The sequence below is a fragment of the Micromonospora sp. MW-13 genome (genome assembly GCF_003434305.1).
GTDB lineage: Bacteria > Actinomycetota > Actinomycetes > Mycobacteriales > Micromonosporaceae > Micromonospora.
In genome coordinates this window covers 88,859-115,449 of sequence record NZ_QKKX01000015.1, presented here as the reverse complement: position 1 = coordinate 115,449, position 26,591 = coordinate 88,859, and the positions used below count along the sequence as shown (strand labels likewise).

Annotated in this window: 23 protein-coding genes; 10 read left to right on the top strand and 13 right to left on the bottom strand. The window is 74.8% G+C overall.

The genetic code is table 11. The annotated features are described in order from the left end of the window. Positions 1–37: 37 nt before the first annotated feature. Both C5N14_RS10990 and C5N14_RS10985 read right to left on the bottom strand, forming a co-directional pair. Positions 38–1,849 carry a chromosome partitioning protein gene (locus C5N14_RS10990; RefSeq protein ID WP_371685833.1) on the bottom strand — a complete coding sequence of 604 codons (1,812 nt, stop codon included), beginning with the start codon at positions 1,847–1,849 and terminating at the stop codon, positions 38–40. Positions 1,850–2,958: 1,109 nt separating this feature from the next. Beyond that, positions 2,959–3,957: a hypothetical protein gene (locus C5N14_RS10985; protein ID WP_117667972.1), complete on the bottom strand. Its 999-nt coding sequence runs from the start codon at positions 3,955–3,957 to the stop codon at positions 2,959–2,961. 122 nt (positions 3,958–4,079) lie between these two features. Between C5N14_RS10985 and C5N14_RS10980 the strand changes: the two genes are divergently transcribed. The 3 genes from C5N14_RS10980 (at position 4,080) to purD (ending at position 7,850) form a co-directional block, all read left to right on the top strand. After that, positions 4,080–5,369, top strand: a complete 1,290-nt coding sequence (locus tag C5N14_RS10980) for an adenylosuccinate synthase (protein WP_117667971.1) — start codon at positions 4,080–4,082, stop codon at positions 5,367–5,369. 152 nt (positions 5,370–5,521) lie between these two features. Then, a complete protein-coding gene (locus C5N14_RS10970) occupies positions 5,522–6,508 on the top strand; it encodes a type IV toxin-antitoxin system AbiEi family antitoxin domain-containing protein (RefSeq protein WP_371685830.1) in 987 nt (328 codons plus the stop codon). Positions 6,509–6,599: 91 nt separating this feature from the next. Next, positions 6,600–7,850 (top strand): phosphoribosylamine--glycine ligase, encoded by a 1,251-nt coding sequence (gene purD, locus C5N14_RS10965; protein WP_117667969.1) that lies wholly within the window; start codon positions 6,600–6,602, stop codon positions 7,848–7,850. A 177-nt stretch (positions 7,851–8,027) separates the two neighbouring features. Here purD and C5N14_RS10960 read toward each other — a convergent pair whose 3' ends face one another. From C5N14_RS10960 to C5N14_RS10945, 4 genes are all read right to left on the bottom strand, one after another. Next, a complete protein-coding gene (locus C5N14_RS10960) occupies positions 8,028–9,233 on the bottom strand; it encodes a serine hydrolase (RefSeq protein WP_207892698.1) in 1,206 nt (401 codons plus the stop codon). 140 nt (positions 9,234–9,373) lie between these two features. Continuing rightward, positions 9,374–10,936: an AMP-binding protein gene (locus tag C5N14_RS10955; RefSeq protein ID WP_117667968.1), complete on the bottom strand. Its 1,563-nt coding sequence runs from the start codon at positions 10,934–10,936 to the stop codon at positions 9,374–9,376. A gap of 203 nt (positions 10,937–11,139) precedes the next feature. Further along, the gene (locus C5N14_RS10950) at positions 11,140–12,354 is read right to left on the bottom strand and encodes an acyl-CoA dehydrogenase family protein (protein ID WP_117667967.1); all 1,215 of its coding nucleotides are present in this window, start codon (positions 12,352–12,354) and stop codon (positions 11,140–11,142) included. Position 12,355: 1 nt separating this feature from the next. Then, on the bottom strand, positions 12,356–12,808 hold the full coding sequence (locus C5N14_RS10945) for an SCP2 sterol-binding domain-containing protein (protein WP_117667966.1): 453 nt from the start codon (positions 12,806–12,808) through the stop codon (positions 12,356–12,358). Positions 12,809–12,882: 74 nt separating this feature from the next. Here C5N14_RS10945 and C5N14_RS10940 point away from each other — a divergent pair, with 74 nt between their 5' ends. Both C5N14_RS10940 and C5N14_RS10935 read left to right on the top strand, forming a co-directional pair. Next, positions 12,883–13,521 (top strand): TetR/AcrR family transcriptional regulator, encoded by a 639-nt coding sequence (locus tag C5N14_RS10940; protein ID WP_207892697.1) that lies wholly within the window; start codon positions 12,883–12,885, stop codon positions 13,519–13,521. Positions 13,522–13,563: 42 nt separating this feature from the next. Continuing rightward, positions 13,564–14,808: a HEAT repeat domain-containing protein gene (locus tag C5N14_RS10935; protein WP_128763557.1), complete on the top strand. Its 1,245-nt coding sequence runs from the start codon at positions 13,564–13,566 to the stop codon at positions 14,806–14,808. Here C5N14_RS10935 and C5N14_RS10930 read toward each other — a convergent pair. From C5N14_RS10930 to C5N14_RS10905, 6 genes are all read right to left on the bottom strand, one after another. Continuing rightward, positions 14,805–16,058 carry an adenylosuccinate synthetase gene (locus tag C5N14_RS10930; RefSeq protein ID WP_117668019.1) on the bottom strand — a complete coding sequence of 418 codons (1,254 nt, stop codon included), beginning with the start codon at positions 16,056–16,058 and terminating at the stop codon, positions 14,805–14,807. The two genes, C5N14_RS10935 and C5N14_RS10930, sit on opposite strands and share 4 nt — an antisense overlap. Then, on the bottom strand, positions 16,055–17,020 hold the full coding sequence (locus tag C5N14_RS10925; protein WP_117667963.1) for a hypothetical protein: 966 nt from the start codon (positions 17,018–17,020) through the stop codon (positions 16,055–16,057). Before C5N14_RS10925 ends, C5N14_RS10930 begins: the two co-directional genes overlap by 4 nt. Before the next feature lie 10 nt (positions 17,021–17,030). Further along, positions 17,031–18,005, bottom strand: coding sequence for a serine/threonine protein kinase (locus C5N14_RS10920; RefSeq protein WP_117667962.1), 975 nt, complete (start codon positions 18,003–18,005; stop codon positions 17,031–17,033). Then, positions 18,002–18,754, bottom strand: coding sequence for an NUDIX domain-containing protein (locus C5N14_RS10915; protein ID WP_117667961.1), 753 nt, complete (start codon positions 18,752–18,754; stop codon positions 18,002–18,004). Before C5N14_RS10915 ends, C5N14_RS10920 begins: the two co-directional genes overlap by 4 nt. Positions 18,755–18,850: 96 nt before the next feature. After that, positions 18,851–19,714 carry a MaoC/PaaZ C-terminal domain-containing protein gene (locus C5N14_RS10910; protein WP_117667960.1) on the bottom strand — a complete coding sequence of 288 codons (864 nt, stop codon included), beginning with the start codon at positions 19,712–19,714 and terminating at the stop codon, positions 18,851–18,853. Further along, the gene (locus C5N14_RS10905) at positions 19,714–21,072 is read right to left on the bottom strand and encodes a 3-oxoacyl-ACP reductase (RefSeq protein WP_117667959.1); all 1,359 of its coding nucleotides are present in this window, start codon (positions 21,070–21,072) and stop codon (positions 19,714–19,716) included. Before C5N14_RS10905 ends, C5N14_RS10910 begins: the two co-directional genes overlap by 1 nt. A 56-nt stretch (positions 21,073–21,128) precedes the next feature. Between C5N14_RS10905 and C5N14_RS10900 the strand changes: the two genes are divergently transcribed. From C5N14_RS10900 to purB, 5 genes are all read left to right on the top strand, one after another. Further along, positions 21,129–22,421 carry an acetyl-CoA C-acetyltransferase gene (locus tag C5N14_RS10900; protein ID WP_117667958.1) on the top strand — a complete coding sequence of 431 codons (1,293 nt, stop codon included), beginning with the start codon at positions 21,129–21,131 and terminating at the stop codon, positions 22,419–22,421. Between the two features lie 155 nt (positions 22,422–22,576). Continuing rightward, positions 22,577–23,407 carry a TNT domain-containing protein gene (locus C5N14_RS10895; protein ID WP_128763556.1) on the top strand — a complete coding sequence of 277 codons (831 nt, stop codon included), beginning with the start codon at positions 22,577–22,579 and terminating at the stop codon, positions 23,405–23,407. 29 nt (positions 23,408–23,436) lie between these two features. Next, positions 23,437–23,688 (top strand): hypothetical protein, encoded by a 252-nt coding sequence (locus tag C5N14_RS10890; protein ID WP_117667956.1) that lies wholly within the window; start codon positions 23,437–23,439, stop codon positions 23,686–23,688. A gap of 137 nt (positions 23,689–23,825) precedes the next feature. Continuing rightward, complete coding sequence (locus C5N14_RS10885; protein ID WP_128763555.1) at positions 23,826–24,464, top strand: hypothetical protein; 639 nt, start codon at positions 23,826–23,828, stop codon at positions 24,462–24,464. 53 nt (positions 24,465–24,517) lie between these two features. Further along, positions 24,518–25,942 (top strand): adenylosuccinate lyase, encoded by a 1,425-nt coding sequence (gene purB / locus C5N14_RS10880; protein WP_117667954.1) that lies wholly within the window; start codon positions 24,518–24,520, stop codon positions 25,940–25,942. A gap of 80 nt (positions 25,943–26,022) precedes the next feature. Here the strand turns inward: purB and C5N14_RS10875 are convergent, their stop codons facing one another. Then, positions 26,023–26,589: a YbjQ family protein gene (locus C5N14_RS10875; RefSeq protein ID WP_117667953.1), complete on the bottom strand. Its 567-nt coding sequence runs from the start codon at positions 26,587–26,589 to the stop codon at positions 26,023–26,025. Between the last annotated feature and the right edge of the window lie 2 nt (positions 26,590–26,591).

The following is a 26,591-nucleotide window of genomic DNA, read 5'->3' as shown; positions in this document are numbered from 1 at the left end:
GCCGGCCCGGCGGGTGTCGGGCCGGCCGTCGCGCTGCTCAGAGCCCCTCGGCGACCGATGCGGCGATCTTCAACCAGGCGTCCCGGGTGGCCGAGGAGAGCCCTCCGTAGCGGATCGGCTCGCCGGTGTCGATCAACCGCTCGTACGGGGCCAGCAGCACCGCCCGGGTCCGGGCCGCGAAGTGTTCCTGGATGGCCGGCAGGTCGATCTCCTTGCGCGAGGGTGGCATGGACACCACCGTCACCGCCTGCCGGACCAGCCGATGCCGGCCGCTCTGCTCCAGGTGGTCGAGCATCCGGGCGGCGGTCTCCGCCGAGTCGTTGCGCGCCGACATGGTCACCACGAGCTGGTCGGTGGCGTCCATCGCGGCCTGCCAGTTCTGCGCCCGGACATTGTTCCCGGTGTCCACGAAGATCAGCTTGTAGAACCGGCTGACCACCTCCCGGATCTCGGCGAACGCCGCCGCGGTGAGCATCTCCCCGCCGGTGGCCGACTCGTCCGAGGCGAGCACGTCGAACATCCCCTCGCCCTGCGAGCGGACGTACTGCGACAGGTCGCCGACCCGCCCGTGGGCACCCTGGAACTGGCCCAGGTCGCGCAACATGTCGCGCACCGTACGGGAGTGGAAGTCCTGCTGGGCGCGCATCCCGAGGGTGCCCTGGGTCTCGTTGTTGTCCCAGGCCAGCACGTACCCGCCGCGCTTCTGCCCGAACGTCATGGCGAGCAGCAGGATCGCCACGGTCTTGCCCGCGCCGCCCTTCGGGTTGACCACGGTCACCTGGCGCAGCCCGCCGAAGTTGCGGCGCACCATCTCGATGTCGCGGCGCAACTCCTGCTCGTGCCGCCCCGGCGGCAGCTTGATCAGCCCGGTCTTGTTCACCACCGCCCGTACGCCCATCGTGGCCACCGGGTCGGCCGGGCGGACCTGCCGGCGGCGAGCGAAGTCCTCGGCGGTCGGCGCGGTCCCGAAGTCCGGCGTCCAGCCCGCGTCCGGGTACCCGGACGGCACCCGGGTCACCCCGTCCGCCTCCTGGTACGGCGGGTGCGTCACCGGGGCCACCGGCGGCTGGCCGGGCTGCGGCCAGCCCGGGGGATACCAGCCCGGCTGCCCCGCGTCGAGGGGCCCGGGGCCGGGCTGCCCCGGCCCGGCGAGCGGCTGGTCGGGCCGGGGCGGTCCCGGTTGCGCCGGCCGGGCCGGGTCCGGCGGGGCCGCCGGGCCGGGCTGTGATCCCGACCCCCATCCCGCCGGCGGGCCCGGCACGGCCGCCGACCCTCGGGCGGCGTACGGGCCGGCTGCCGGTGGACCAGCGGCGTACGGGTCGGCCGGCGTGCCGTCGGTGGCTGGCGGATAGGGGGTCGGGGGCAGCGGCCCGGGCGGGTTCATCACCGGCGGGAACGGCCCCGGCGGGTGCGCCGCAGTTCCCGCCGGACCGGGGGTCGTACGCCCACCGGCGTCCGGCCCCGGGCCTTCCTGCCCCGTCCCGCCGGGCCGGTCGCCCGCCTCGGTCCCGCCCGCCGCCGTCCCGTCGGGTCGCCGGGCCGGCTCCGGTCCGCCCGGGCTGGGCCGCCTCGGTGGCAGCGCCCACGGGGACTCGGCCGCCCCCCGCGCCCCGTCGTTCGACTCCGGCACCGACCCACCGGTCGTTCCGTTCCGCTCCCCGGTGCCGTTCCCGGTCGCCCGGGCCGGTCCTGCCGCCGCAGCGTTCCGGGCCACCCGCTCCGGCCCGTCGTCGTCCGGGCCCGGCACCGGCGGCCCGCCACTCGCCGGCGGGCCGGTGAGCGCGGTCGGCCCACCGCCGGCGGGAGCCCCGCCCGCCCCCGGTCCGCCGCCCGTATCCGGGCCTGGCACCGTCGTCGAGTCGGCGACCGTCGTGGCGTCGGTCACCTGGGGGGTGGTCGGGCCGGCCGCCGGTGGGACTGTCGCCAGCGGGACTGGCACCGGGGGCGCGGGCGTCGGCGGTGTCGACGGGTCGTCCGCCCCGAACGGGTCCACCGGCCGCCCGGACGGGGTCGGGGCGGTGGGCGGGGCCGGGAGCGCGGTGGCCGGCTCGTCCAGGGTGAAGGGCAGGTGTAGATCCACCGGCCCGGGCGTCGGGTGCCCGACCCGTGGGGCCGGTACGCCGCCCACGGGCGGCGGCGCCCACGCGGTCTCCGACGGCACCGGCGGCCACCCGTCCGATCCGTCCGCCACCCATCCGTCCGGCCCCGGCACGCTCCGGCCGTGGCCGTGGCCGTGGCCGTGGCCGTGGCCGTGGCCGTGGCCGTGGCCGTGGCCGTGGCTGTGGCTGTGGCCTTGGTCGAACCCGGCCTGCCCACCCTGTGGCCCGACAGCAGCCGGGTACCCGTCCTGCGGTCCAACCACGGGGTACCCGTCCTGCGGCCCGGCCTCGGGGTAGCCCGTCTGTGGCGCGGCGGCGGGCGGGTACGCGTCCCACTCCCCCGTCCCCGGCCGCGCGGCCGGCGAGGCGGTCAACGACGGGTACGCGCTCTGCGCGGCGGGCCCCGGCCCGGGGACCGGTGGAAGGGGTGTCGCCTGCTGGGGTGTCGGCTGGTGGGGCGTGCCCACGGCCCACGTGGGGCCGGAGTCGGCCGGCCCGGGATCGGTCGGTTCCGGCGGCCAGAGCGGTTCGATGTCCCGCTCCGGAGCCGGCTGCTGGCCGGGTACGTGGACCCGGTCGGCGTTGTCGTCCACGACGGTTCCTCCCCATTCCTTCTGCCGAGGATAGGCCCCGGGGCCGAACCGGCGGCCATCGACGCCGATCTCCGCCGGCCCCCGCCCGCATCTCCGCCAGCCCCGCCCGCGCCCGGAGTCGCTCCCCGGACACCCCCAGCGTGCCGGCGGATCGTCGGGCCCGGTGCCGTACCCGGCCCGGTGCCGTACCCGGCCCGGTGCCGTACCCGGCCCGGTGGCCGTACCCGGGTCGGGGCGTCGCCACCGCGGACCGCCGGGGAAGTTGGTCAGGCCGTCCAGACCGCCCAGGCGCCCGGTTCGGTCCACCACGACCGCTTCCGGCTCAGCTCCCCCTCGACCCCGTCGTCGAGGTAGGGCACCCGCTCGTCGCGCGGGATGACGGCCACCGCCCGCCCCCGCGCCCGGCGTACCTCGAACCGCACCCGCTTCCTGCCCAACGCCGAGCGGGTCACCACGGGAACGGCCACCGCAACCTCGACCACGCCGTCCGTCGGGTCTCCGGCGGTGAGCAGGGGCAGCCCGTCGAGCCGGGCGTACCCGCCCGCGTTGCCGATGGCACAGGCCAGGAGGGGATCGTCGCCCGCCGAGAGCACGGCGTCGTCGACCTCGACCCGGCCCCGCCAGTGCAGCGGCCGGCCGGCGTCGTCGGCGGCGCCGAGCAGCGCGCCGTCCAGCGTCACCGAGCCGCCGTCGTTGCGCAGCAGGTCGAGCCGGCGGGGGGCACCGTCCAGCACCGCGGCGGCCACGGCAGCCGGGTCGCGCGGCAGCCCGAGCTGCGCCGCCAGGTCACGGTGCCCGCCGCCCCTGGCCGGATCGAGCGGGAGTACGCCCACCGGCGGCAGGTCCGGCACCGTACGGTTCCCGGGCAGGTCGGCTGGGCGGCGGCTGGGCGGCGGGGCGTACCGCCGGACGAGCCGGCGCACGACGGCGCGCAACTGGCCGTCGCTGGCCGTGGCGACAACCAGCCGGGTCTTCGAGTCGGGGTCGGGCCAGGTGAGCCCGTCGGGGCGGGGCGGGGCGTCGAGCCGGGCCAGCACCTCGTCGATTTCCGCGTCCGAGCGGGCGGTGACCATCTCCACCCGGGCGCCCCGGGCGGTCAGCGCGTCCGCGCAGGCCAGCACCGGCACCCGGGGGGTCTCGCACCGTTCCTCGGCCCGCTCGGGGGCGTCCCCGGTGGCACCGCCGCAGCAGGCTTCGCCGCTGCCGCAGCCCCCGCCGGGAGCGTCCCGCTCCGAGCCGAGGGTGAGCAGCACCACGTCGTACACGAAGGAGCCTCCTGACTCTCGACGAACCCCTGCTGGTCCCGCCGTGACCTCTTGTTAGCCTGACACCCCGGGCTCGCCGACCGGTCGCCACCTGGCACCCGAGCCTTCTGGAGGCGGAAAAGATGCCAGCGATCGTGCTCATCGGCGCTCAGTGGGGCGACGAGGGCAAGGGCAAGGTTACCGACCTGCTGGGTGAGCGGGTCGACTACGTCGTGCGCTACTCCGGCGGCAACAACGCCGGCCACACGGTGATCACCCCTGACGGGCAGAAGTACGCGCTGCACCTGATGCCGTCCGGCGCGCTCTCGCCGAGCGCGATGATCATCATCGGCAACGGTGTGGTGGTCGACCCGAAGGTGCTGCTGACCGAGATCGACGGCCTCGCCGAGCGCGGGGTGGACGTGTCCCGGCTGCGGATCTCCGGCGACGCGCACCTGATCATGCCGCACCACCGGGCCCTCGACCGGGTGGTGGAGCGGTACCTGGGCAGCTCCCGGATCGGCACCACCGGCCGGGGCATCGGCCCGGCCTACGGGGACAAGGTCGCCCGGATGGGCATCCGGCTCCAGGACCTGCTCGACCCGGGCATCCTGCGCAAGAAGCTGGAACTCGCGCTGCGCGAGAAGAACCAGATCCTGTTCAAGGTGTACAACCGCAAGGCGATCGACGTCGAGGCGACCGTCGAGGAGTACCTGGAGTACGCCGAGCGGCTCAAACCGTACATCGCCGAGACCCGGGTGATGCTCTGGGACGCCCTCGACCGGGGCGAGACGGTCCTGCTGGAGGGCGCCCAGGCCACCATGCTCGACATGGACCACGGCACGTACCCCTTCGTGACCTCGTCGAACCCGACTGCGGGCGGGGCGTGCGTGGGCGCCGGCATCCCGCCGACGGCGATCAACAAGGTGATCGCGGTCAGCAAGGCGTACACCACCCGGGTGGGCTCCGGCCCGTTCCCGACCGAGCTGTTCGACGACAACGGCCAGCACCTGCGCAAGGTCGGCCACGAGTACGGCACGACGACCGGCCGGGAGCGCCGGTGCGGCTGGTTCGACGCCGTCGTCGCCCGGTACTCCTGCCGCCTCAACGGCGTCACCGACCTGGTCGTCACCAAGCTGGACGTGCTGACCGGCCTGCCCAAGGTGCCGATCTGCGTCGGGTACGAGATCGACGGCGAGCGCTTCGACGACATGCCGATGACGCAGACCGAGTTCCACCACGCGACTCCGATCTACGAGGAGCTCGACGGCTGGTGGGAGGACATCACCAAGGCGAGGACCGAGGCCGAACTCCCGGAGAACGCGAGACGCTACATCGCCCGCATCGAGGAGATCTGCGGCACCCGAGTCAGCATCGTCGGCGTGGGCCCAGGCCGCGAAGAAAACGTCACCCGCCACCCCCTCCTCCCCTAACCCACCCACCTCCCTCCCACCCACCTCCCACCCTCCCTCCCTCCCACCCCTCCAGCCCCGTTGATCATGAAGTTATTGCCCGCCATCTCGGCGTGTCGAGGCAATAGCTTCATGATCAACGCAGGCGGGTGGCGGGGGTTTTCCACAGGGGGGTGGGGGTTTTCCACAGGGGGTTTCGGGGGGGCGGGTGGGGGCGGGAATCTGGTTTGGTGGATGCGGTGGGGGTGGTGCGGCGGGTTGCCGCTGCGCAGGACGGCGTCGTGACGTTGGCGCAGGCGCGTGCCGCCGGTCTCACCGTGCACGAGGTGCAACGGTTGTGCCGCTCGGGGCGGTGGCGGGCGATCGCGCGAGGCGGTTACCTCGTGGACGCCGACCTGTATGACGGCGTCCCCCGGGTGGCCCGGATCAGGGCGGCGGTGGCGTCCTTCGGCCCGGGCGCAGCCGCCGTCCTCGGGACCGCCGCCGAGTTGCACCGGATCGCGGGGCTGCCCCGGTCCGACGCGATACACCTGTCCGTGCCCGGGGCGGTCGCCAGGCCGGCCCGCGCCACGTATCCCGAGGTGGTCGTCCACCAGTTGGTGATCGCGCCGGGTCAGCTCGGATCGGTCGGGGGGATCGCGGCGACCGGGCCCCTGCGTACCGTCTCCGACCTCATCCTTCGTGAGCACCGCTACGCCGCTGTGTCCCTGCTCGACTCCGCGCTGAACCGAGGGCTCCTCGGGCCCGAGGAATTGCGCCTGATCCCGTCCATGATCCGGGGGAGGCGGGGAGCGGTCTCGGCCCGCCTCCACCTCACCGAGGCGGACGGTCTGGCGCAGTCGCCGCTGGAGACCCGGACGAGGCTGCGCTGCGTCGACGGCGGGGTGCCGCCCGAGGTGCTCCAGTTGGAGGTGCGTGACGCCGACGGTTACCTGCTCGGCATCGGTGACCTCGGTTGGCGTGCCGCGCGTCTGATCGCCGAGGCTGACGGGCGGGAGCCGCACAGCGGTCCGCAGGCGGTCTACGCCGACCGTCGACGCCAGAACCGACTGGTCAACGCGGGCTGGCGGGTCCTGCGTTTCACCTGGTCGGACACCCTGCGCCCCGACTACATCCCCTGGGCCGTCCGCCAGGCACTCAGGGCCGCCCACCTCCGGTGATCATGAAGTTGTTGCCCGCGACACGCCAGGCGGCCGACAACAACTTCATGATCAACGGGCGGGGGAGTGGGGGTGGGTAGGATTCCGGGTCGTGCGGGTACTTCTTTTGGGTGGTGGGGGGCGGGAGCATGCGCTTGCGCTCGGGCTCTGCGCGGATCCGGACGTCGAGGATCTGATCGCGGCGCCCGGTAATCCCGGGATCGCCGGGGTGGCCGGGGTGCGGGCGGTGGACGTTGCCGATCCCGACGCGGTCGCCGCGTTGGCTGTGGAGACCCGGGCCGACCTGGTGGTGATCGGGCCCGAGGCGCCGCTGGTCGCCGGGGTCGCCGACGCCGTGCGCGCCAAGGGCGTCGCCGCGTTCGGGCCGTCCGCCGAGGCCGCCCGGCTGGAGGGCTCGAAGACGTTCGCCAAGGACGTGATGACCGCCGCCGGCGTGCCGACCGCGCGGGCGTACACCTGCGCCGACGAGGCGTCCACCGCCGCCGCGCTGGACGAGTTCGGCGCGCCGTACGTGGTGAAGAACGACGGGCTGGCCGCCGGCAAGGGGGTCGTCGTCACCGACGACCGGGCCGCCGCGCTGCGGCACGCGCAGGAGTGCGGCCGGGTCGTCGTCGAGGAGTACCTGGCCGGCCCCGAGGTCTCCCTCTTCGTGGTCACCGACGGCGAGGCGGCGGTGCCGCTGCTGCCCGCGCAGGACTTCAAGCGGGTCGGCGACGGCGACTCCGGCCCGAACACCGGCGGCATGGGGGCGTACGCGCCGCTGCCCTGGGCGCCGTCCGGCCTGGTCGACGAGGTGATGGCCGACGTCGTCCACCCGACCCTGGCGGAGATGCGCCGCCGGGGCACCCCGTTCGCCGGCCTGCTCTACGTCGGCCTGGCGATCACCGCCGACGGGCCGCGGGTGATCGAGTTCAACGCCCGCTTCGGCGACCCGGAGACCCAGGTCGTCCTCGCCCTGCTGGAGACCCCGCTCGGCGGCCTGCTGCACGCGGCTGCGACCGGCACGCTGGCCGCGCACCCGCCGCTGCGCTGGCGCGACGGCGCGGCGGTGACCGTGGTGGTGGCCGCCGACAACTACCCGGGCACCCCACGCACCGGCGACGTGATCACCGGTGCCGACCGTCCGGGCGTGATCCACGCGGGCACCGCCCGCCGGGCCGCCGACGGCGCGTTGCTCTCCGCGGGCGGCCGGGTCCTCTGCGGTACGGCCACCGGGGCCACCCTCGCCGCCGCGCGGGACGCCGCGTACGCGCTGGTCGGCGGCATCGGGCTGGCCGGCTCGCACCACCGCACCGACATCGCCGCCGCGGCGGTCGACGGCCGGATCACGATCCCCGGCTGATCGGGCTGCCCCCGCTCCCGTCGGGTGGACGGCTCAGGGGCGACACCGGCCACTGTGGGCCCGGCTGTCACGTTCACCCCTGGTGGCGTGTCTGGGCCACCCGGACGCCGCCCCGAACGCGCGGGGCCGCGCGCGGCAGGGTGGCCGGCGTTCGCGGCGGCCGGCTCGGCCCGGCGGTCAGGCCAGGCCGAGGGCGGCGGCGATGACGGCCTGGGCGGTGACGCTCAACTCCTCGCCCTTGGCGTCCGTCGCGGTGATCGAGTACTCCACCCGGAACCGGCCGTCGCGCGTCGAGGCCACCGCGGCCAGGTAGCCGAACCGGGAGCCGGTCTTGGCCCACAGGGTCTCGCCGCTCGGCAGCGCCAGGGCGGTCAGCCCGGCGCTGTACCGGGCCGGCCCGCCCTCCGCATCGTCCACCGGCGGCAGGGTGAACATCTCGGTGAGCTGCGGCTCCGGCACCACTCGGCCGGCGAACAGCGCCGTCGTGAAGGTGTCCAGGTCGGCCAGGCTGGAGATGACGTCCCCGGAGGCCGGGGTGAAGGTCTGGCTCCAGGTGGTCGCATCCACCAGCTCGGTCGCCCCGCCGCGGACCACGGCCTGGTAGCCGTGCGCGTGCGGGCCGTGGATGCGCGGGTCGTCGCCCGGCGCGTAGGTGTCCCGCAGGCCGAGCGGCCGGGCGATCCGCCGGTCCAGCTCTGCCGCGTACGAGTGGCCGGTGACCTTCTCGATCAGCAGGCCGGCGACGATGTAGCCCATGTTGGTGTAGTGCTGCTTCTCCCCGGGCTCGAACTCCCGGCGGTTGTCCAGCCCGAGCCGGACGATCTGCTCCGGGGTCCACCGGTCGTACCGGTGGGCGAGCTGCCACTCGACGTCGCCCGGCACGGCCGGGCTGGGGATGCCGCTGGTGTGGTCGAGCAACTGGCGGACGGTCACGGTCGGGTAGTCGGCGGGCAGCAGGCCGGGCAGGTACCCCTGCACCGACCCGTCGAGGTCGACCCGCCCCTCGCTGGCGAGTCGCAGCACCAACGCGGCGGTGAAGACCTTGCTGACGCTGCCCACCCGGAACCGCGCGTGCGGCGGCACCGGGGCCTGGGTGCGCAGGTCCCGTACTCCGGTGGCGTCCGTCCAGCAGCCCTCCGGGGTGGTGATCCGCACCTGGGCGCTGGTCGCGTCGGCGCCGGGTAGGCCGGCGATCGCCGCCCGGAGGGGGCCGGGGTCGAGGGTGCCGCCCCGGCCGAGCGCCGCCGTCGAGGCCGCCCCGGAGCCGGCAGCCCCGGCGTCGGGGGTGCGCGGAGCGGCGGTGACCGCGCCGGGGGCGGTGATGGTCAGCAGGGCGCCGAGCGACGTGGCGACGAGGACGGTCCGGCGATTCATGATCTTCATGCCGTCGAGCCTGCCCGTCGGGGGAGCCCGGGGGCATCCGGGAGAGTCCCCCGGCACACCCCGGTCGGCGGCTCGGGAGAGACCCTGGTGTGCCCGGTCGGCGGCCGGGGAGAACCCCTCAGCCGTGCCGGGACGGCCCGTCAGCCGTAGTAGCGGCGCAGCTCGCGGCTCAGCACCTTGCCGGTGGCGTTGCGCGGCAGGTACTTCACGAAGACCACGTCCCGGGGTACGGAGAACCGGGCCAGGTAGTGCCGGACGTACTCGCGGACCGCCTCCGGGTCCAGCGTCTCGCCGGGACGCAGGGCGAGGAACGCGGCGAGTCGCTGGCCGTACTCGGGGTCCGGCACGCCGATCACGGCCACCTCCCGGACCTGGGGGAGCCGGGCGATCAGGTCCTCCACCTCGGACGGGAAGACGTTCTCCCCGCCGGAGACGATCATGTCGTCGGCCCGCCCGTCGACGAAGAGCAGCCCGTCGGCGTCGACCCGGCCGAGGTCCCCGGTGTCCAGCAGGCCGTCCCGGCTCTCCCGGCCCGCCCCCGAGGTGTAGCCCTCGAACAGCATCTCGTTGCCCACGAAGATCCGGCCGACCCGGCCGTCGGGGAGCGGTCGACCCTCCTCGTCGAGGATCCGCAGCCGGGTGCCGTGCGGCGGCCGGCCGGCGGTGGTGGGTGCCCGGCGCAGGTCGGCGGGGCCCGCGATGGACGCCCAGGAGACCTCGGTGGAGCCGTACAGGTTGTAGAGGACGTCGCCGTAGGTGTCCATGAACGTCGTGGCCAGCCCGCCGGGCAGCGCGGATCCGCTGACGGCGACCACCTTCAGCGGCGGCCTCCGGTCGGGCGGCGGAACCTCCATCAGCCGCTGCACCATCACCGGGACGGCGAACATGGCGTCGCAGCGCCGCGCCGCCAGCGCGTCCAGCGTGGCGGCCGGGTCGAAGCGGCGGTGCAGCACGATGGTCGCCCGCAGGGCGAAGCAGACCTGGAGGGCGGCGTACCCCCAGGTGTGGAACAGCGGCGCGGCGATCAGCACGGTGTCCCGGACGTGCAGCGGGATGCGGTCGATGATGGACACCAGCGGGCCGAAGCCGTGCGGGGTGGGCCGGCGGGCACCCTTGGGCGCGCCGGTGGTGCCGGAGGTGAGCACGACGGTCCGGCCGTCGCGCGGCGGCGGCCGGAGGTCGCCGGGCGGCCCGCCCGCGACCAGGTTCTCCAGCCGGGCCTCGTCGACCCGGTGCAGCCCGGCGGGGAGGCCGGGGAGCCGGTCGGCGAACTCGGCGTCGTGCACCAGGACCCTGAGCGCCTGCTCCTCGGCCACGGCGGCGAGCTGCGCGGCGGAGAGCCCGGAGTTGACCAGCACCGCGTCCGCGCCGAGCAGGGTGGTGGCCACCATGGCCTCGATCAGCCCGTGGTGGTTGCGGCAGAGCAGCCCGATCCGGTCCCCGACCTGGACGCCGAGCGCGCCGCGCAGCGACTTCGCCAGCCGTTCGGCCCGGTCCAGCAGGTCCCGGTACGTCAGCTCGGCGCCCAACTCGTCGACGACGGCGGTGCGGCCCGGGTCCCGGGCGGCGGCCTGGCGCAGCTCACCGGCGAGGCCCCAGCCCCACCTGCGCAGCGCGCTGAGCTGGGAGACGACCCGGATCGGCCGGCCCGGGGTGAGCAGCCCGCGCCGGGTCAGCGTGGCGACGACGAACGGCAGGTCCATGCGCGGCCTCCTTCGGCGGTGCGTAAGGGCCCACCGGGGGCTCCTCGCCGGGCGTGGCTGGTCGGGTCGCCAGCGTCGTCCTGGGGGCCGGCCACGCCCGGCTCGCGGGCCCCTCCGGTGCCGGTCGCCACCGCGCCGGCGCTCGGTGGGGAGAGGCCGACGCGGTGGTCGCGCGTGGTGGTGCGAGGGTGCTGGGCCGCAGGTCAGCGGACGTGTACGCCGGAGATGGCCCGGGAGATGACCAGCCGCTGGATCTCGGAGGTGCCCTCGAAGATGGTGTAGATCTTCGCGTCCCGGTACCAGCGCTCGACCGGGTGGTCCCGCAGGAAGCCGGCCCCACCGAGCAACTGGACCGCCTTCTCGGTGACCGACACGGCCACCTCGCCGGCCTTGAGCTTCGACATCGAGCCCTCGCCGGCGGTGAACGGGCGGTTGTTGCGGCCCATCCAGGACGCCCGCCAGACCAGCAGCCGGGCCGCGTCGATCTCCATCCTCATGTCGGCCAGCGCGAACGCGACGGCCTGGTTCTCGATGATCGGCCGGCCGAACTGGACCCGGTCCTTCGCGTAGTCGAGGGCGTACTCGTAGGCGGCCCGGGCCACGCCGAGCGCCTGCGCGCCGACGGTGGGCCGGGACAGCTCGAAGGTGCGCATCGCGGCCTGGCCGGAGGCGCGCTGGCCGGAGCGGGCCCGGTCGAGCCGCTCCAGCAGGGCCTCCCGGCCGCCGAGCAGGCAGCGGCCCGGCACCCGGACGTCGTCGAGGAAGACGTCCGCCGTGTGCGAGGCGCGCAGCCCCAGCTTGCGCAGCTTCCGGGTGGCGCTCAACCCGGCGGTCCCCGGCGGTACGACGAACGCGGCCTGGCCGCGCGAGCCGAGTTCCGGGTCGATCGAGGCGGTGACCACGTGCACCCCGGCGATCCCGCCGTTGGTGGCGTACGCCTTCTGCCCGCGCAGCACCCACTCGTCGGTGGCCTCGTCGTAGCCGGCCCGGGTGCGCATCGCTCCGACGTCGGAGCCGGCCTCCGGCTCCGTGGTGCAGAACGCCGCGACGGCGGGTGAGTCCACGTCGCCGAAGCACTGCGGGACCCACTCGACGAGCTGGTCGGGGGTGCCCGCGCCGTAGATGGCGGCCACCGCGAGCGAGGTGCCGAAGATGCCCAGGCCGATGCCGGCGTCGCCCCAGAAGAGCTCCTCGCTGGCGATCGGCAGGGACAGGCCGGTGGGGTCGGCCCAACAGGTGGCGAGGAACTCGAAGCCGTAGAGGCCGACCTTCGCCGCCTCCTGGATGACGGGCCAGGGAGTCTCCTCCCGGGCGTCCCACTCGGCGGCGGCCGGGCGCACGACCTCGGCGGCGAAGCCGTGCACCCAGTCCCGCAGGTCCCGCTGTTCCTCGTTCAGGTCGAGCGAGAACTCGGCCATGTCAGGCCTTGGGGATGTCGAACAGGTTGGCGATGTTGGCGGCCAGGCCCAGGTCGCCCTTGGCCTTCAGCTTGCCCGTCATGAACATCATGACCGGGTTGGCCCCGCCGGAGACGATCTTCAGGAACTCGACCGGGCCCATGGTGAGGCTCAGCTTCGGGTCGTGCTGCGGGGGCTCGTTGACCGTGCAGGCGCCGTCGGCGATGGCGATCTCGTACGTGTCGGTGCCACCGTCGGGGCGGCCGGTGATGTTCCAGTGGATCACCGCGTTGGTGGCCCCGGCCCGGTCGTCGCGGAACAGCGAGGGCATCCGGCCGAAGACCTCGCTCAGGACCTTGCCGCGCAGGTCGCCGGACATCACCTCGGCGATCTTGTCGTCGGGGGTGGACTTGACCAGCTGGGCGAACTCCTTCGGGCCGTAGTTGGCGAAGTTGGCCGGGTCGAAGTCGGTCATGGGAGATGCACCTCTCGGGCGGCGACTGTGGTTACTCAAGCGTAACCCTACGCATGAGTAGGTATGCTCGCAAGGTGCCCAGCACCCCCACCTTCAAGCGCCTGCCCCGGGCCGTACGCGAGCAGCAGATGCTCGACGCGGCCGTCCGGGTCTTCTCCCGGCGCGGTTTCCACGCGGCCAGCATGGACGAGATCGCCGAGGTCGCGGGCATCTCCAAGCCCATGGTCTACGCGTACCTCGGCACCAAGGAGGAGCTCTTCGTCGCCTGCCTGCACCGCGAGGGCACCCGGATGACGGAGGCCATCGCCGGGGCCGCCGCCCCCGATCTGGACGCCGACGAGCGGCTCTGGCGCGGGCTGCGGGCGTTCTTCGGCTTCGTCGGGGCGCACCGGGACGGCTGGGCGGTGCTCTACCGGCAGGCCCGGGGCTCGCAGCCGTTCGCCGGGGAACTGGCCGCCATGCGGTCCCGGCTCGTCGAGGTGGTCGCCGGGATGCTCGACCACGCGCTGCGCGCCCGGGGGCGCGAGGTGAGCGGCACCGACCTGGAGGTCGTCGCGTACGCCCTGGTCGGCGCGAGCGAGTCGCTGGCCGACTGGCTCGCCGACCACCCCGGGGCGGACCCGGAGAAGACCGCCACCCGGATGATGAACGTCGCCTGGCTCGGTGCCGACCAACTCCTGCGCGGGGTCACCTGGCGCCCGCCGGAGGAGTGAGGCCGGCACGGGACTGTCGGTGGGGTGCACGAGGATGTGGCCGTGCTTGACGGACTGGACCAGATCGACTGGCGGCGGCTCGGCCACGCCTACGGCTCGGCCGGCGACGTGCCCGGCCAGCTTCGCGCCCTGCGCTCGCCCGACCCGCAGGAGCGGCAGACGGCCATCGGCGCGCTGTACGCCAACATCTTCCACCAGGGCTCCCGGTACGAGGCCTCGGCGTACGCGCTGCCGTTCCTGCTCGAACTGGCCGGCGACCCGGCCACACCGGACCCGGAGCTGGGGCTCTACCTGATCACGGCGCTCGCGATCGGCTACGACGAGAGGTGGCTGCCCGAGGGCTTCCCGGTGGCGGAGTTCCGCCGGGCCGCCGACGGTGGGCGGGAGCTGCTCGCCGCCAAGCCGCCCCCGTGCGACGAGGACGAGGACGACGAGGACGACGACGAGGAGAAGGAGTATGTCGAGTACGAGTACGTCGAGTCGCTGAGCGCGGAGGATCAGGGGCGGCTGTGGGCGTACATCGAGCTGGCCGCGTACGACGCGGCGCGGGCCGGGGTGCCCCTGCTGCGGAGCCTGCTCACCCGCCCGGAACCGGGGGTGCGGGTCGGGGCGGCCTACGCCCTCGCCTGGTTCCCGGAGGACGCGGCCGGCAGCGTGGCCGCGCTGGCCGCGGTCCGCGACGCCGCGTCGGACGCCGACGAGGTGGCCACCGCCGTGGTGGCGTCCGGGCTGCTGGGCAGCGCGCCGGACGCCGGGTTGCTGGCCGACCCGCGCCCGGTGGTCCGCTGGGCCGCAGCGGTCGGCCGGGCCCGGGTGCTCGGCGCGGAGACCGACCAGGCGACGGTGGACGAGCTGCTGGCCTGGGTGGCCGCCTCGCCCGACGGGTCGCGACGTCGACCGGCGGGGGACGGGGTCGAGGTGCCGTTCCACGACGGCGACCTGGCCGGGTACGCCGGGCTGTCCCTGCGCCTGGTGGACCCCCGGCACACGGACCGGGCGTTCGACGCGCTGCTCGGCCGGCTGCCCACCGTCACCGGCTCCGCGGCCCTGCCGGTGGCCACCGAGGCGCTGCGCCTCGCGTTCCCGGACGGCCGGTTGTCCGAGGGGGTGCCCCCCGCCGCGCTGGCCCCGCGCCAGCGCCGGCTCGTGGAGGTGCTGGCCCGCTCGCCCGAGCCCTGGCAGATCAACGGCCGGACGTTCGGCAACTTCAGCATGCTCGTCGGCGAGTACGGGCTGCCGCGCAGCCGGGAGGCCATGCTCACCTACCTGGGCGGCGACCCGGCCTAGCCGGCGGGCGCCAACAGGGTGCCCGTCCGGGCCGCCTTGCCCTCGGCGGTGGGCGAGCGGGAGGTCAGCACCACCGGGGTGCCCAGCGCCTCCTCCACCGCCGAGGGCCAGTCGGCCGGTGGGCCGTCGTCGTACACCGGGCGGGCCGCCAGCAGGCGGGCGGTGAGCGCGGCCTGCCGGTCCAGGTCGCCGGGCGGCCCGGGGGCCAGCCGGTCGACGCTGCCGTAGCGCCGGCATATCCGCAGCCCCCGGTCGGCCAGGTCGAGGTGGGTGAGCGCGAGGCCGTCGACCCCGCCGGCCACCTCCAGCGCGTACCGGTGGGCGACCGCGTCGAAGTGGCCGAACCGGAACCGCCCCTGCCACGGGTTGGTCGGGTTGTGCGGGTCGGCCAGCGGCAGCGCCGGGTCCTCGGTGACCAGCGGCCCGGGGCCGTGCCGGGTGGTGGCGATCCGCAGCACGCCCAGCCGTTCGGCCCGCCCGGCCAGCCCCGCCTCGGCGAGCAGGGCCTCGGCGTTGGCGAACGTGGTGGTGCTCCACGTCGTGTACGGGTGGAAGCCGTGCCACTCGTCGAGCAGCACCCCCTGCGCCCCCTCGAAGACGCAGGTCCCGGCGCGCAGCACCCCGGCCAGGTACGCCCGGTCGACGATCGCCACCCGGCCGGCGAACCCGGTGAACGCGGGCAGGCAGTCCGCCACCGGCGGAGCGTCCAGCGGGCCGAGTTCGGCGGTCAGCCGGTCCCGCAGCGCGGCGAGCCGGCGGCGCAGTACCGCAGGATTGCGGCAGTCCGCCACCCGTGGTGCCTCGTCGGGGTGGGCGAGACCGTACGCGACGGCCTCGCCCACCCCCAGCCCGCAGGAGCCGTGCCGGTCGGCTCCCCGGGCCAGCTCCCGGGCCCGGTTGGCGGCCCGGTGGTACGGGGTCGCCAGCAGCGCCTCCCCGTCGACCGTGAGCCGGTCGAGCGCGTCGGGCACCCCCACCGAGGCGAGGTGGTCGGCCTCGGCGGCCAGGGCCAGCGGGTCCACCACCACGTGCCGCGCCAGGTGGGTCCGCACCCCGGGGCGGAACGTTCCCGCCCCGAACTGCGCGAACGTGTGGTGCCGCCCGTCGCTCAGGACGACGTTGTGCGCCGCCTGCGCGCCCCCGTTGAAGCGGACCACCGTGTGGACCGGCCGGGTTGCGCAGAGCCAGTCCACGACGGTGCCCTTGCCGGCGTCGCCGTAGCCGAGGTCGACCACCGTCACGTGGTTCACAGCCGGGTGACCCCCCTGGTCGCCGGCGGCGCCGACGGGGCCGGCAGCGCGCACACCTGGTCCCGCGGGCCGCCGCCGAGTCGGGCCAGCGCCTTCGACACGGTGCCGGTGGCCGTCGAGCCGGCCCGCTTCAGGTCCGCCAGGCCCTGGTCCAGGTCGACGGCCTGCTCGCCGAGGCCGACGGTCAGCGCGATGGTCTCGCAGACGGCGTCCAGGTCGTCCAGCACGACGGCGTTCTGCCCGAGCAGGTCGCGCCAGAAGTCCAGCACCTTGGCGTTGCCGGCGTAGTGGCTGCTGGCGGGGAGCAGGTAGTACGTGTCCCAGCGGCGGGTCACCTCGTCGACGATCTGCCGCAGCGGCACGTCCTCGCCCAGGTCGTCGCCGATCAGGCGGCTGACCTGCCGCCGGTCCACCCTGGGGTAGGCCAGCTCGTCGCCGATGACGAACAGGTAGCCGCGCCGGCCCCGCTTCTCCCAGCAGTCGGTGACCGTGTGCCGGGCCATGTAGTACATGGCCAGCTCGTAGGACTCCGTCATCTGGCCGCCACCGCCGCCCTCCAGCACGATCCGGCCGAGGTCGTCGTCCATCCGGTTGTCCGACTCGAACTGCCCGACCTGCAACGGCACCCGGTCGCAGGTGGCGTCGCCGATCGCGCCGAACATGATCTGCGGGTCGCGGGCGTACCCCTGGCGCAGCAGCAGCCCGAGTAGCTGCGGCAGCTTGGTCTGGAGGGTGCGGGGCACGTTTCCCATCGAGCCGGTCACGTCGAACAGCACCGAGATGGCCGTCGACTGCGGGTGCTCGGCCGAGTCGCGGCTCTCCCGTACCGCGCCGCGCGGGTCGAGGGCCGGGTGCACGGTGCGCGCCCCGCTGTCGCTGTAGGAGAACGTGCTCTTGCCGGTGGCCCGGCGGTACCGGTCGGCGGCGTCGTACACGTCGGTGGACCACATTCCACTGCCCATGGCAGCCTCCCTAGGGGTTGAGGGTGAAGGGTCGGAAGGTGCGCGGCCCGTAGAGCCGCTCCAGCACCTCGTCCAGCTCGCCGAGCAGCCGCCAGGCGTCGTCGGGCCGGGAGTTCAGGGCCGGTCGGCGGCAGCCGTCGGCGAAGGCGTGCAGCTCGCGCGGGGCCCGGTCGCCCATCAGCCAGGTCATGCAGCGGGCGGCCATCGCCAGGTCGGTGCCCGGCCCGCAGGGCCGCTTCGCGGCGACCTCGGGCGGGTACCAGTCCTCGTGGCCGGGCACCAGCGCCGGGACCGTGCCCTCGCCGACCACCGAGAAGCACCAGTCCACGAGCACCACGCCGTGCCCGTCCGGCTCGATCAGCACGTGCCGGGGCAGCACCGCGCCGTGCACCACGCCGGCCCGGTGGGCCAGGCCGAGGGCGACCAGCAGCCGCCGCCACATCCAGGCCGCGTCCCGGGCGTCCAGCCCGTCCGGGTACGCCCGGCGGACCTCGTCCAGGCTGTGCAGCCCGGGCGCGGTGGCCAGCACGCTGATCCGCCGCTGGGCGCCGGTCGCCGCGTCCCGGTGCCGGAAGGAGTCGACGAGCCGGGGCACGTAGGGCAGGTAGCGCGGGTCGCCCCGCTCCTCGACGGTGCGCAGGGCGTGCGCCTCGCGGTCCATCAGGTCGTTGTCGGTGGGGTCGCGGGGCAACTTGAGCAGCCGGTTCGCGCCGACGTCGTACAGGTCGGCCAGGTCGCCGGTGTGGGCGAGCGGGCCGAGCCGGTACGCCCCGAGGACGATCACCTGGTTGGCCCGCCAGCGGGTGGTGACCCGGACGAACGCGTCGGTGGCCTCGGCGCGTACCGCCTCGTCGAGCGCGCCCAGCCGGTCGGGGTGCAGGGCCGCGACCAGCTCGCGGTACCGGTGCGCCGACGCGTCGGCGCCGAACAGGTCGGCGTCGGTGCGGGCCGCCGCGACCAGCCGGATGGCCTCGTCGGTCCTCATCGCACCGTCTCCTCCCGCGCCGGGCGCAGCAGCGCCGGGTGCAGCAGCCGGGCGTCGCCGGCCCGGTAGAGCTTGGCGCGCGGGCCGCCGCGGGTGCCACCGCGCTCGGTGCTGGCGCCGGTGCTCTCCACGAAGCCCGGCACGGAGAGCACCTTGCGGTGGAAGTTGCCCGGGTGCAGCGGGTGCCCCCAGACCGTCTCGTAGACGCCGCGCAGCTCGGTGACGGTGAACTCGGCGTCCAGGAAGCGGGTGGCCAGCGGGGTGTACTCCAGCTTGGACCGGGCCCGCTCCAACCCGTCCTCGATGACCCGGGCGTGGTCGAAGGCGAGCTGCCGGCTGGCCAGCGCGCTGACCGGCAGCCAGAGCGCCTCGTCGGCGTCGCTGCCGGCGGCCGGGTCCGGCAGGTCGGGGGCGAACGCGAGGTGGGCCACCGAGACGACCCGCATCCGGGGATCCCGGTCGGGGACGCCGTAGCTGGCGAGCTGCTCCAGGTGGAGGCGGCGCAGCCGCTCGCCGCCGAGCCCGGTCTCCTCGGCCAGCTCCCGGCGTGCGCCGGCGGCCAGGTCCTCCTCGGGGCGGACGAATCCGCCGGGCAGCGCCCAGTGACCCTCGAACGGCGGCGCGCCCCGGCGGACGAGCAGCAGGTGCAGCGCGCCCTCGCGAATGGTCAGCGCGACCACGTCCACGGTCACGGCGACGGCCGGATAGTCCCGTGGGTCGTAGCCGGCAAGGAACTCCTGCTCGTTCACGTCGTCTCTCTCACTCTGAGAACAACTCAATCTGAGAACAACTTATCCCACGAACGAGTGACCGACAAGCCCCCGGGCTCCGACAGGGGTGGGCGGTCAGTGGACGGTGCCCGCCAGGTGCGGGCGGCCGGCGCGCGCGTCGTGCAGGGCGAACGTCCAGGACGCGCCGTCGGCGGTCGCGGTGAGGGCCACCGTGGACGGCAGCGGCACCGGCAGCTTGAACGCCACGTCGACCGTGTACGCGTCCGGCAGCCGGCTCTCCAGGGCGGCCAGGCAGCGCGCCTTGCTCCACATGCCGTGCGCGATCGGGCGCGGGAAGCCGAACAGGCGCGCCCCGAGCCGGGAGGTGTGGATCGGGTTGTGGTCGCCGGAGACCCGGGCGTAGTCGGTGCCCACCCGGGGCGGCACCCGCCAGTGCGCGGTGGCGGCCGGCGCCGGGGGCCGCCCGCCCCGGTCGCGCCGCTCGCCGCCGCCGGCCGTGCGCTCCCGGCCGAGGTACGTCGAGACGCCCCGCCACACCTCCTTCCCGCCGACCGATCCGACGAGCACCACGTCGACCTGCCGGCCCCGGTCGTGCGGGCGCAGATCCTCGGCGTACGCCCGGAAGTCCAGCGTCTCGCCGGCCTCGACCGGCCGGTGCACGGTGATCCGGTTGGCCACGTGCACCAACCCGACCAGCGGCATCGGGAACTCCGGCGCGGTCATCAGCCGCAGCGCCAGCGGGAAGCCCATGACGTGCGGGTACGTCGCCGGCAGCCGGTCGGTCAGCCGGAACCCGCAGACCCGGTCGTAGTCGGCCAGGTGTGCCCGGTCGACGGCGACCCCGGCGACGGTCAGCTCGACCCCGGGCAGCGCGTCGCCGCGCCAGCGGCCGGCCCCGGGCAGGGCCCCGAGCAGGGCGCGCCGGTACAGCGGGCCGGCCTGCGGCAACCGGGCCAGCTCCACGACCGTCCTGGTCATCACGCCCCCAGCAGGCTCTGGCCGCAGACCCGGACGATGTTGCCGCTGATCGCCCCGCTGGCCGGCCAGGCCAGCCAGCCGATCGTCTCGGCCACGTCCACCGGCAGGCCGCCCTGGGACATGCTGTTCATCCGGCGGCCCGCCTCCCGGATCACCAGCGGGATGCGGGCGGTCAGCCGGGTCTCGATGAAGCCGGGGGCGACCGCGTTCACGCTGATCCCGCGCTCGCGCAGCACCGGGGCGAGCGACTGCACCAAGCCGATCACCCCGGCCTTGGAGGTGGCGTAGTTGGTCTGCCCCCGGTTGCCGGCGATCCCGGCGATCGAGGAGACCGAGACGATCCGCCCGCCGGCCGGTACGAGCCCGCGCTCCAGCAGCACGTCGTTGATCCGCTCCTGGCTGGAGAGGTTCACGTCGAGCACCTGGTCCCACCGGTCGGCGTCCATCCGGCCCAGGGTCTTGTCCCGGGTGATGCCGGCGTTGTGCACCACCACGTCGACGCGTCCGTGCCGGCCGGCCAGGTGGTCGGCGAGCCGGGTCGGGGCGTCCGGGGCGGTCAGGTCGAGCTGCACGGCGGTGCCGCCGATCTCGTTGGCCACGGCGGCCAGCTCGTCCCCGGCGGCCGGGACGTCCAGCGCGACCACCTTCGCCCCGTCGCGGGCCAGCACCCGGGCCAGCGCCGCGCCGATGCCCCGGGCCGCCCCGGTGACCAGGACGACCTGGCCGTCCAACGGTCGATCCCAGTCGGCCGGCGGCTCGGCCTGGCCCGCGCCGACCCGGATCACCTGCCCGGAGACGTACGCGGACCGGCCGGAGAGCAGGAACCGCAGGGTGGCCTCCAGGCCGGTGCCCGTGCCCGCGTCCCCGGCCGGGGTGACGTGGACGAGCTGGGCGGTCACGCCCCGCCCGAACTCCTTGCCGATGCTGCGGGTCAGCCCTTCGAGGGCGCGCTGGGCGGTCGCCTCCCGGGGGGAGCCGCACTCCTGCGGCGGGGTGCCCAGCACGATCACCCGGCCGCTGGGCAGCACCGAGCGGGCCTGCGGGTGGAAGAAGTCGTGGAGCTGGCGCAGGCCGGTGGAGTCGGTGATGCCGGTGGCGTCGTACACCAGGGCGGCGTGCCGCCGCTCCGGGCCGGGCGCGGCGGCCGGGTCGGCCAGGGCGACCCCGGCGGCGGTCAGGACCCTGCCGACCGGCTCGGCGAGCCGGCCGCCGGTTGCCGCGCCGAGCAGCACCGGCCCGGGGACCAGCGGGTCGCCGGGGGTGTGCCGGCGCAGTCGTGGCGGGTCGGGCAGCCCGAGGCGCTTGACCAGCGCGCGGCCGGCACCCGATCGGACGAAGCTCGCGTACCTGTCGGTCATAGGCGTAGCCTACTGGCCAGTAGGTTGTGGGCAAGTCCTGAATTGGAGGCGGGATCGTGCAGAGCATCCGGCGGGTCGCGGTCATCGGCGGCAACCGCATCCCCTTCGCCCGGTCCAACTCCCGGTACGCGAGCGCGTCCAACGCGGACCTGCTCGGCGCGGCGCTGGACGGCCTGGTGGCCCGGTTCGGGCTGGCCGGGCAGCGGGTCGGCGAGGTCGTCGCGGGGGCGGTGCTGAAGCACTCGAAGGACTTCAACCTGACCCGCGAGGTGGTGCTCGGCTCCCGCCTCGACCCGCGCACCCCGGCGTACGACATCCAGCAGGCCTGCGGCACCGGCCTGGAGGCGGTGATCCTGGTCGCCAACAAGATCGCCCTCGGGCAGCTCGACGTCGGCATCGCCGGTGGCGTGGACACCACCTCCGACGCGCCGCTCGCGGTCAACGAGGAGATGCGCCGCACCCTGCTCCGGCTCAACTCCGCCCGGACCCTCGGCGAGCGGCTGAGGATCGCGGCGAAGTTGCGCCCGCTCCAGCCGTTCCGGCCGGAGATCCCCCGCAACGCCGAGCCCCGCACCGGGCTGTCGATGGGCGAGCACGCCGCCCGCACCGCCCTGCGCTGGAACGTCGACCGGCAGGCCCAGGACGAGCTGGCGCTGCGCTCCCACCAGCGCCTCGCCGCCGCGTACGAGCGGGGGTTCTTCGACGACCTGATGACCCCGTACCTCGGGCTGACCCGGGACCAGAACCTGCGCCCGGACACCAGCCTGGAGAAGCTCGGCTCGCTGAAGCCGGTGTTCGGGCACCGGGGCCCGGACGCCGACCGGGCCACCATGACCGCCGGCAACTCCTCGCCGCTGACCGACGGCGCGTCGACGGTGCTGCTCGCGTCCGAGGAGTGGGCGCGCGAGCACAGCCTCCCGGTACTCGCCTGGTTCAGCTGGTTCGAGACGGCCGCGGTGGACTTCGTGCACGGCGACGAGGGGCTGCTGATGGCCCCCGCGTACGCCGTGCCCCGGATGCTGGACCGGGCCGGGCTGACGTTGCAGGACTTCGACCACTACGAGATCCACGAGGCGTTCGCCTCCCAGGTGCTGGCCACCCTGGCCGCCTGGGAGTCGCCGGAGTTCTGCAAGGACCGGCTGGGCCTGGACGGCCCGCTCGGCGCGATCGACCGGAACCGGCTCAACGTCAACGGCTCGTCGCTGGCCGCCGGGCACCCGTTCGCCGCCACCGGCGGGCGGATCGTGGCCACCCTGGCCAAGCTGCTCGCGGAGTCCGGCTCCGGGCGCGGGTTGATCTCGATCTGTGCGGCGGGCGGCCAGGGCGTGACGGCGATCCTGGAGCGCTGAAGGCGGATTCGACCCCACCGGCCGCGCCGGCCGGTGGGGTGCCGTGCGCTCGGAGCGGTCAGCCGTCCCGGTGGTAAAGCGGACTAAAGCCTACATCTAGTGCACGACCTCCTGAAGATGAGGACAGCTTGCTGTCCGAATTCTGGAGGTTCGTAATGAAGATTCCTCGTTGGGCGTTGGCCGCCCTTTCCGGGGCGGCCCTGGCGCTGGCACCCACGGCCGCGCAAGCCGCGGCCCCGAACGCCACCGATCAGGCCGGCGCGTCCGCCCCGGGTGCCAGCGACCATGCCGGCGCGTCGGCGTCCCGCCAGGCGGGCGGGCTCCGGGCCGACGCCGGCCAGCCGCAGCCGGCGCAGGGCCTGTGCCGCCCAGGCAACCCGCCGAACGCGCCGCCCACCACGGCCCACTTCGACGACAACCCGCTGCTCGGCCCCGCCGTGCTGCCCGGCGCGCCGCCGGTCGGCCCGCTGCTGGCCGGCTACCAGCGCTTCGGCGGCCGCACCGGGACCGAGTTCCTCCGGCAGTTCGGCAACGCCACCGGGACCGGGTACGTCTACCCGCCCGCGAGCGGCTTCGTCCTCGGCCCCGACGGGCCGATCAAGAACCAGCAGACCCTGCTGCCCGGGTACCGGCTCGACCGCTTCGGCTTCCCGGGCGGCGCGTTCCTCGCCCCGCTCGGCACGCCGTTCGGCGCCCGGTCGCTGCCGCCGTCGAACCTCAACACACCGGCCGGCGCCCCGCTGGCCAACTACCACGTCTACTGCGTGGTCAGGCCGTTCGCGGTCGACTCCGGGCCGATCGCGCCCTGGTTCGCCCAGTCCGGCCTGGGCACCCAGTTCCAGCTCAACCCGGCGTACCTGCCGCAGGCCGGGGCGACCCTGAGCATCACATGGCTGCTCCAGCACGGGTACCTGGTCGAGGAGGACCTGACGGCGGGGGCCTGCGCCGTTCCGCTCCAGCGCGGCTACGCTCCGGCCGTCTGCTGACGCCGGGTGACGCGGAACGGAGGCCGGGTGTGGACCGGTACGAGGTGCGCGGCGCCCTGCTGGCGGCGGGGTTGTCGCCGAACGCCTTCGAGATCGAGGACGTGCACGAGCACGTGCCGGTCCCGCCCGACTTCTGGTTCCTGCGCCGCTCGCCCGACGGGGGCTGGGAGATCGGCCTGTACGAACGCGGCGTGCACGACGTCCGCCAGGCGTACGACTCCGAGCAGGCGGCTGCCGCCGGCCTGTACGCCGCCCTGACCGGCCGCCCCGCACCCTACTGAGCCGGCCCCGGTCGCCGGCTCCCGCCCTCCTTCCCGCAGGGGCGTTCGCGCAGGTCAGTCGGCGTTGTCGGGGCTACCTACCGTGGGTGTCAGCCTGCCCGGACGTCCCGGTGGCGGTGCCTCCTCTAGGAGTGGTCATGCCCGGTCGAGCTCTGCTCCGCCCCGCTGCCGTCGTTGTCCTGGCCGCCGGGCTCGCGGCCAGCGGCTGCACGTCCACCGCCACGACGTCCACGGAGTCCACCGCGTCGACCACGGTGACCGAGGCCCCCGCCGCCGCGCCGGGATCGGCCGCCGCCGGCGGCGGCTCCGGCGACAACGGTCCCGGCTCCGGCGCGTCGGCCAGCACCGGCGCGAAGGGCGGCGGGTCAACGGGCGGCGGGTCGACCGGGGGCGGCGCGAAGGGCGGCGGCACCGGCAGCAGCGGTGGCGAGTCCGGCACGAAGTCGACGTCGAACGCGCCCGCCATCGCCTACTTCCGGGTCGCCGACAAGCCGTCCTGTCCGGCCGGGACCAGCGTCAACCCGATCGCCGGGAGCCCGGTCCTCGTGGAGTGGAAGGCCAGCAACGTCGACTCCGTCGCCCTCTCGATCGACGGCCCCGGCATCTACGCCGACGACTACCCGCCGGCCGGCAGCGAGGTCCTGAACTTCCCCTGCTCGGGTGGGGAGGGCGATATCCAGAAGCACACGTACACGCTGACCGTGCGCAACTCCCACGGCAAGCAGACCAAGACCATCGTGGTGAGCGCCCCGGTGCACGACGTGCCCAGGGTGTGAGTCGTGGTGGCCTGGCTGGGGTGACCAGCGCGGCGTGCGGGAGAATGAGGTACGTGACGACGATCCCGAACGTGCTCGCCCACCGGTACGCCTCGCCCGAACTGGTCGCCCTCTGGTCGCCCGAGGAGAAGGTGCGGATGGAGCGGCGGCTCTGGCTCGCCGTCCTCCGCGCCCAGCGGGACCTCGGCGTGGCCGTCCCCGACGGGGTCGTCGAGGCGTACGAGCGGGTGCTGGACGACGTCGACCTGGCCTCGATCGCCGAGCGCGAGCGGGTCACCCGGCACGACGTGAAGGCCCGGATCGAGGAGTTCAGCGCGCTCGCCGGGCACGAGCACGTGCACAAGGGGATGACCTCCCGGGACCTCACCGAGAACGTCGAGCAGCTCCAGGTGCGCGCCTCGCTGGAGCTGGTCCGGGACCGGGTCGTCGCCACGCTGGCCCGGCTGGCCCGGCTCGCCCACGAGCACTCCGGCCTGGTGCTGACCGGCCGCTCGCACAACGTCGCCGCGCAGGCCACCACGCTGGGCAAGCGCTTCGCGTCGGCCGCCGAGGAGCTGCTGATCGCGTACGAGCGGCTGGAGGATCTGATCGACTGGTACCCCCTGCGCGGGATCAAGGGCCCGGTCGGCACCGCCGCCGACCAGCTCGACCTGTTCGACGGCGACGCCGCGAAGGTCGCCGAGCTGGAGCGCCGGGTTGCCGAACACCTCGGCTTCGCCCGGGTGCTGGACAGCGTCGGCCAGGTCTACCCGCGCTCGATCGACATGGCGGTGCTCGCCGCGCTGGCCCAGGTCGCCGCCGCGCCGTCGTCGCTGGCCACCACGATCCGGCTGATGGTCGGTCAGGAGCTGGTCACCGAGGGCTTCAAGCCGGGCCAGGTGGGCTCCAGCGCGATGCCGCACAAGATGAACACCCGGTCCAGCGAACGGGTGAACGGCTTCGCGGTGATCATCCGGGGGTACCTGTCGATGGTCGGCGAGCTGGCCGGCGACCAGTGGAACGAGGGGGACGTCTCCTGCTCCGTGGTCCGCCGGGTCGCCCTGCCGGACGCGTTCTTCGCCGCCGACGGGCTGTTCCAGACGTTCCTCACCGTGCTGGACGAGTTCGGGGCGTACCCGGCGGTGATCAACCGGGAGTTGGAGCGCTTCCTGCCCTTCCTGGCCAGCACGAAGATCCTGGTCGCGGCGGTCCGGCGGGGCGTCGGCCGGGAGGCCGCGCACGAGGCGATCAAGGAGCACGCGGTCGCCGTGGCGCTGGCCATGCGGGAGCGGGGCGCCGCCGAGAACGACCTCTTCGACCGCCTGGCGGCCGACGCCCGCCTGGGCCTGTCCCGCGCCGACATCGACGCCCTGGTCGCCGACCGCACGGCCTTCGCCGGCGCCGCCGAGGCCCAGGTCAACGCGGTCACCACCCGAATCGCCAAGATCGTAACCGCCCACCCCACCGCGGCGAACTACTCCCCGCCCCCCATCCTCTGACCCCACCCCCCAGCCCCCCACCCCCCCGGCCTCGCCCCGCCGGCGGGGGTGGGGGCGGGGCAGGTGGGGCGGTGGGTGGGTCAGGAGTTGCGGGTGGGGGTTTCGGCGGCGGAGCTGAGGTCGGGGGCGCTGGCCGGTTCGGCGATGCCGCCGGGGGACCCGGTGATCGCCGGGTCGTTGGCCGTCTCGGCCGCGATCATGGGCTGGTCCGGGGGCATGATGTCCGGGGTCTTGGGGGCCACGATCACCGCCGTGCCGTACGCGCAGATCTCCATCCACATCTCGCCGCAGTCCCGGCTGTCGAAGCGCATGCCGATCACGGCGTTCGCGCCGAGCCGGCGGGCCTCCTCGCCGAGGCGGGCCACCGAGTCCGTCCGCCAGCGGGTCAGATTGTCCGGTGCCATCGGGTCGTACGCGCCGCCACGGAGGTTCTTCACCCCCTCGCGGTACGGGTTGCGCGTCCTGGCCATCGAGGACACCACTTCGCCGAGGATCTGGCGGATCTCGTAGCCGGGCAGTTGATCCGTCGTCACGACCAGCACGGTTCGATGCTGTCGTACCGGCCGGGGGCCGGTTCGTCGGCCGTGGTCAGCTGCCCGGATGCTGCAAAACGGGTCGGCGCGGACGGCCGGCGCTCCGCCGACCATCC

Excerpts from the sequence above, each read along its gene's own strand:
- C5N14_RS10925 (WP_117667963.1), bottom strand. The coding sequence starts at position 17,020 with ATGGGCAGTGGAATGTGGTCCACCGACGTGTACGACGCCGCCGACCGG.
- C5N14_RS10950 (WP_117667967.1), bottom strand. The coding sequence starts at position 12,354 with ATGGCCGAGTTCTCGCTCGACCTGAACGAGGAACAGCGGGACCTGCGG.
- C5N14_RS10920 (WP_117667962.1), bottom strand. The coding sequence starts at position 18,005 with ATGAGGACCGACGAGGCCATCCGGCTGGTCGCGGCGGCCCGCACCGAC.
- C5N14_RS10910 (WP_117667960.1), bottom strand. The coding sequence starts at position 19,714 with ATGACCAGGACGGTCGTGGAGCTGGCCCGGTTGCCGCAGGCCGGCCCG.
- C5N14_RS10945 (WP_117667966.1), bottom strand. The coding sequence starts at position 12,808 with ATGACCGACTTCGACCCGGCCAACTTCGCCAACTACGGCCCGAAGGAG.
- C5N14_RS10980 (WP_117667971.1), top strand. The coding sequence starts at position 4,080 with ATGCCAGCGATCGTGCTCATCGGCGCTCAGTGGGGCGACGAGGGCAAG.
- C5N14_RS10885 (WP_128763555.1), top strand. The coding sequence starts at position 23,826 with ATGCCCGGTCGAGCTCTGCTCCGCCCCGCTGCCGTCGTTGTCCTGGCC.
- C5N14_RS10905 (WP_117667959.1), bottom strand. The coding sequence starts at position 21,072 with ATGACCGACAGGTACGCGAGCTTCGTCCGATCGGGTGCCGGCCGCGCG.
- C5N14_RS10955 (WP_117667968.1), bottom strand. The coding sequence starts at position 10,936 with ATGGACCTGCCGTTCGTCGTCGCCACGCTGACCCGGCGCGGGCTGCTC.
- C5N14_RS10875 (WP_117667953.1), bottom strand. The coding sequence starts at position 26,589 with ATGGTCGGCGGAGCGCCGGCCGTCCGCGCCGACCCGTTTTGCAGCATC.
- C5N14_RS10960 (WP_207892698.1), bottom strand. The coding sequence starts at position 9,233 with ATGAAGATCATGAATCGCCGGACCGTCCTCGTCGCCACGTCGCTCGGC.
- C5N14_RS10895 (WP_128763556.1), top strand. The coding sequence starts at position 22,577 with ATGAAGATTCCTCGTTGGGCGTTGGCCGCCCTTTCCGGGGCGGCCCTG.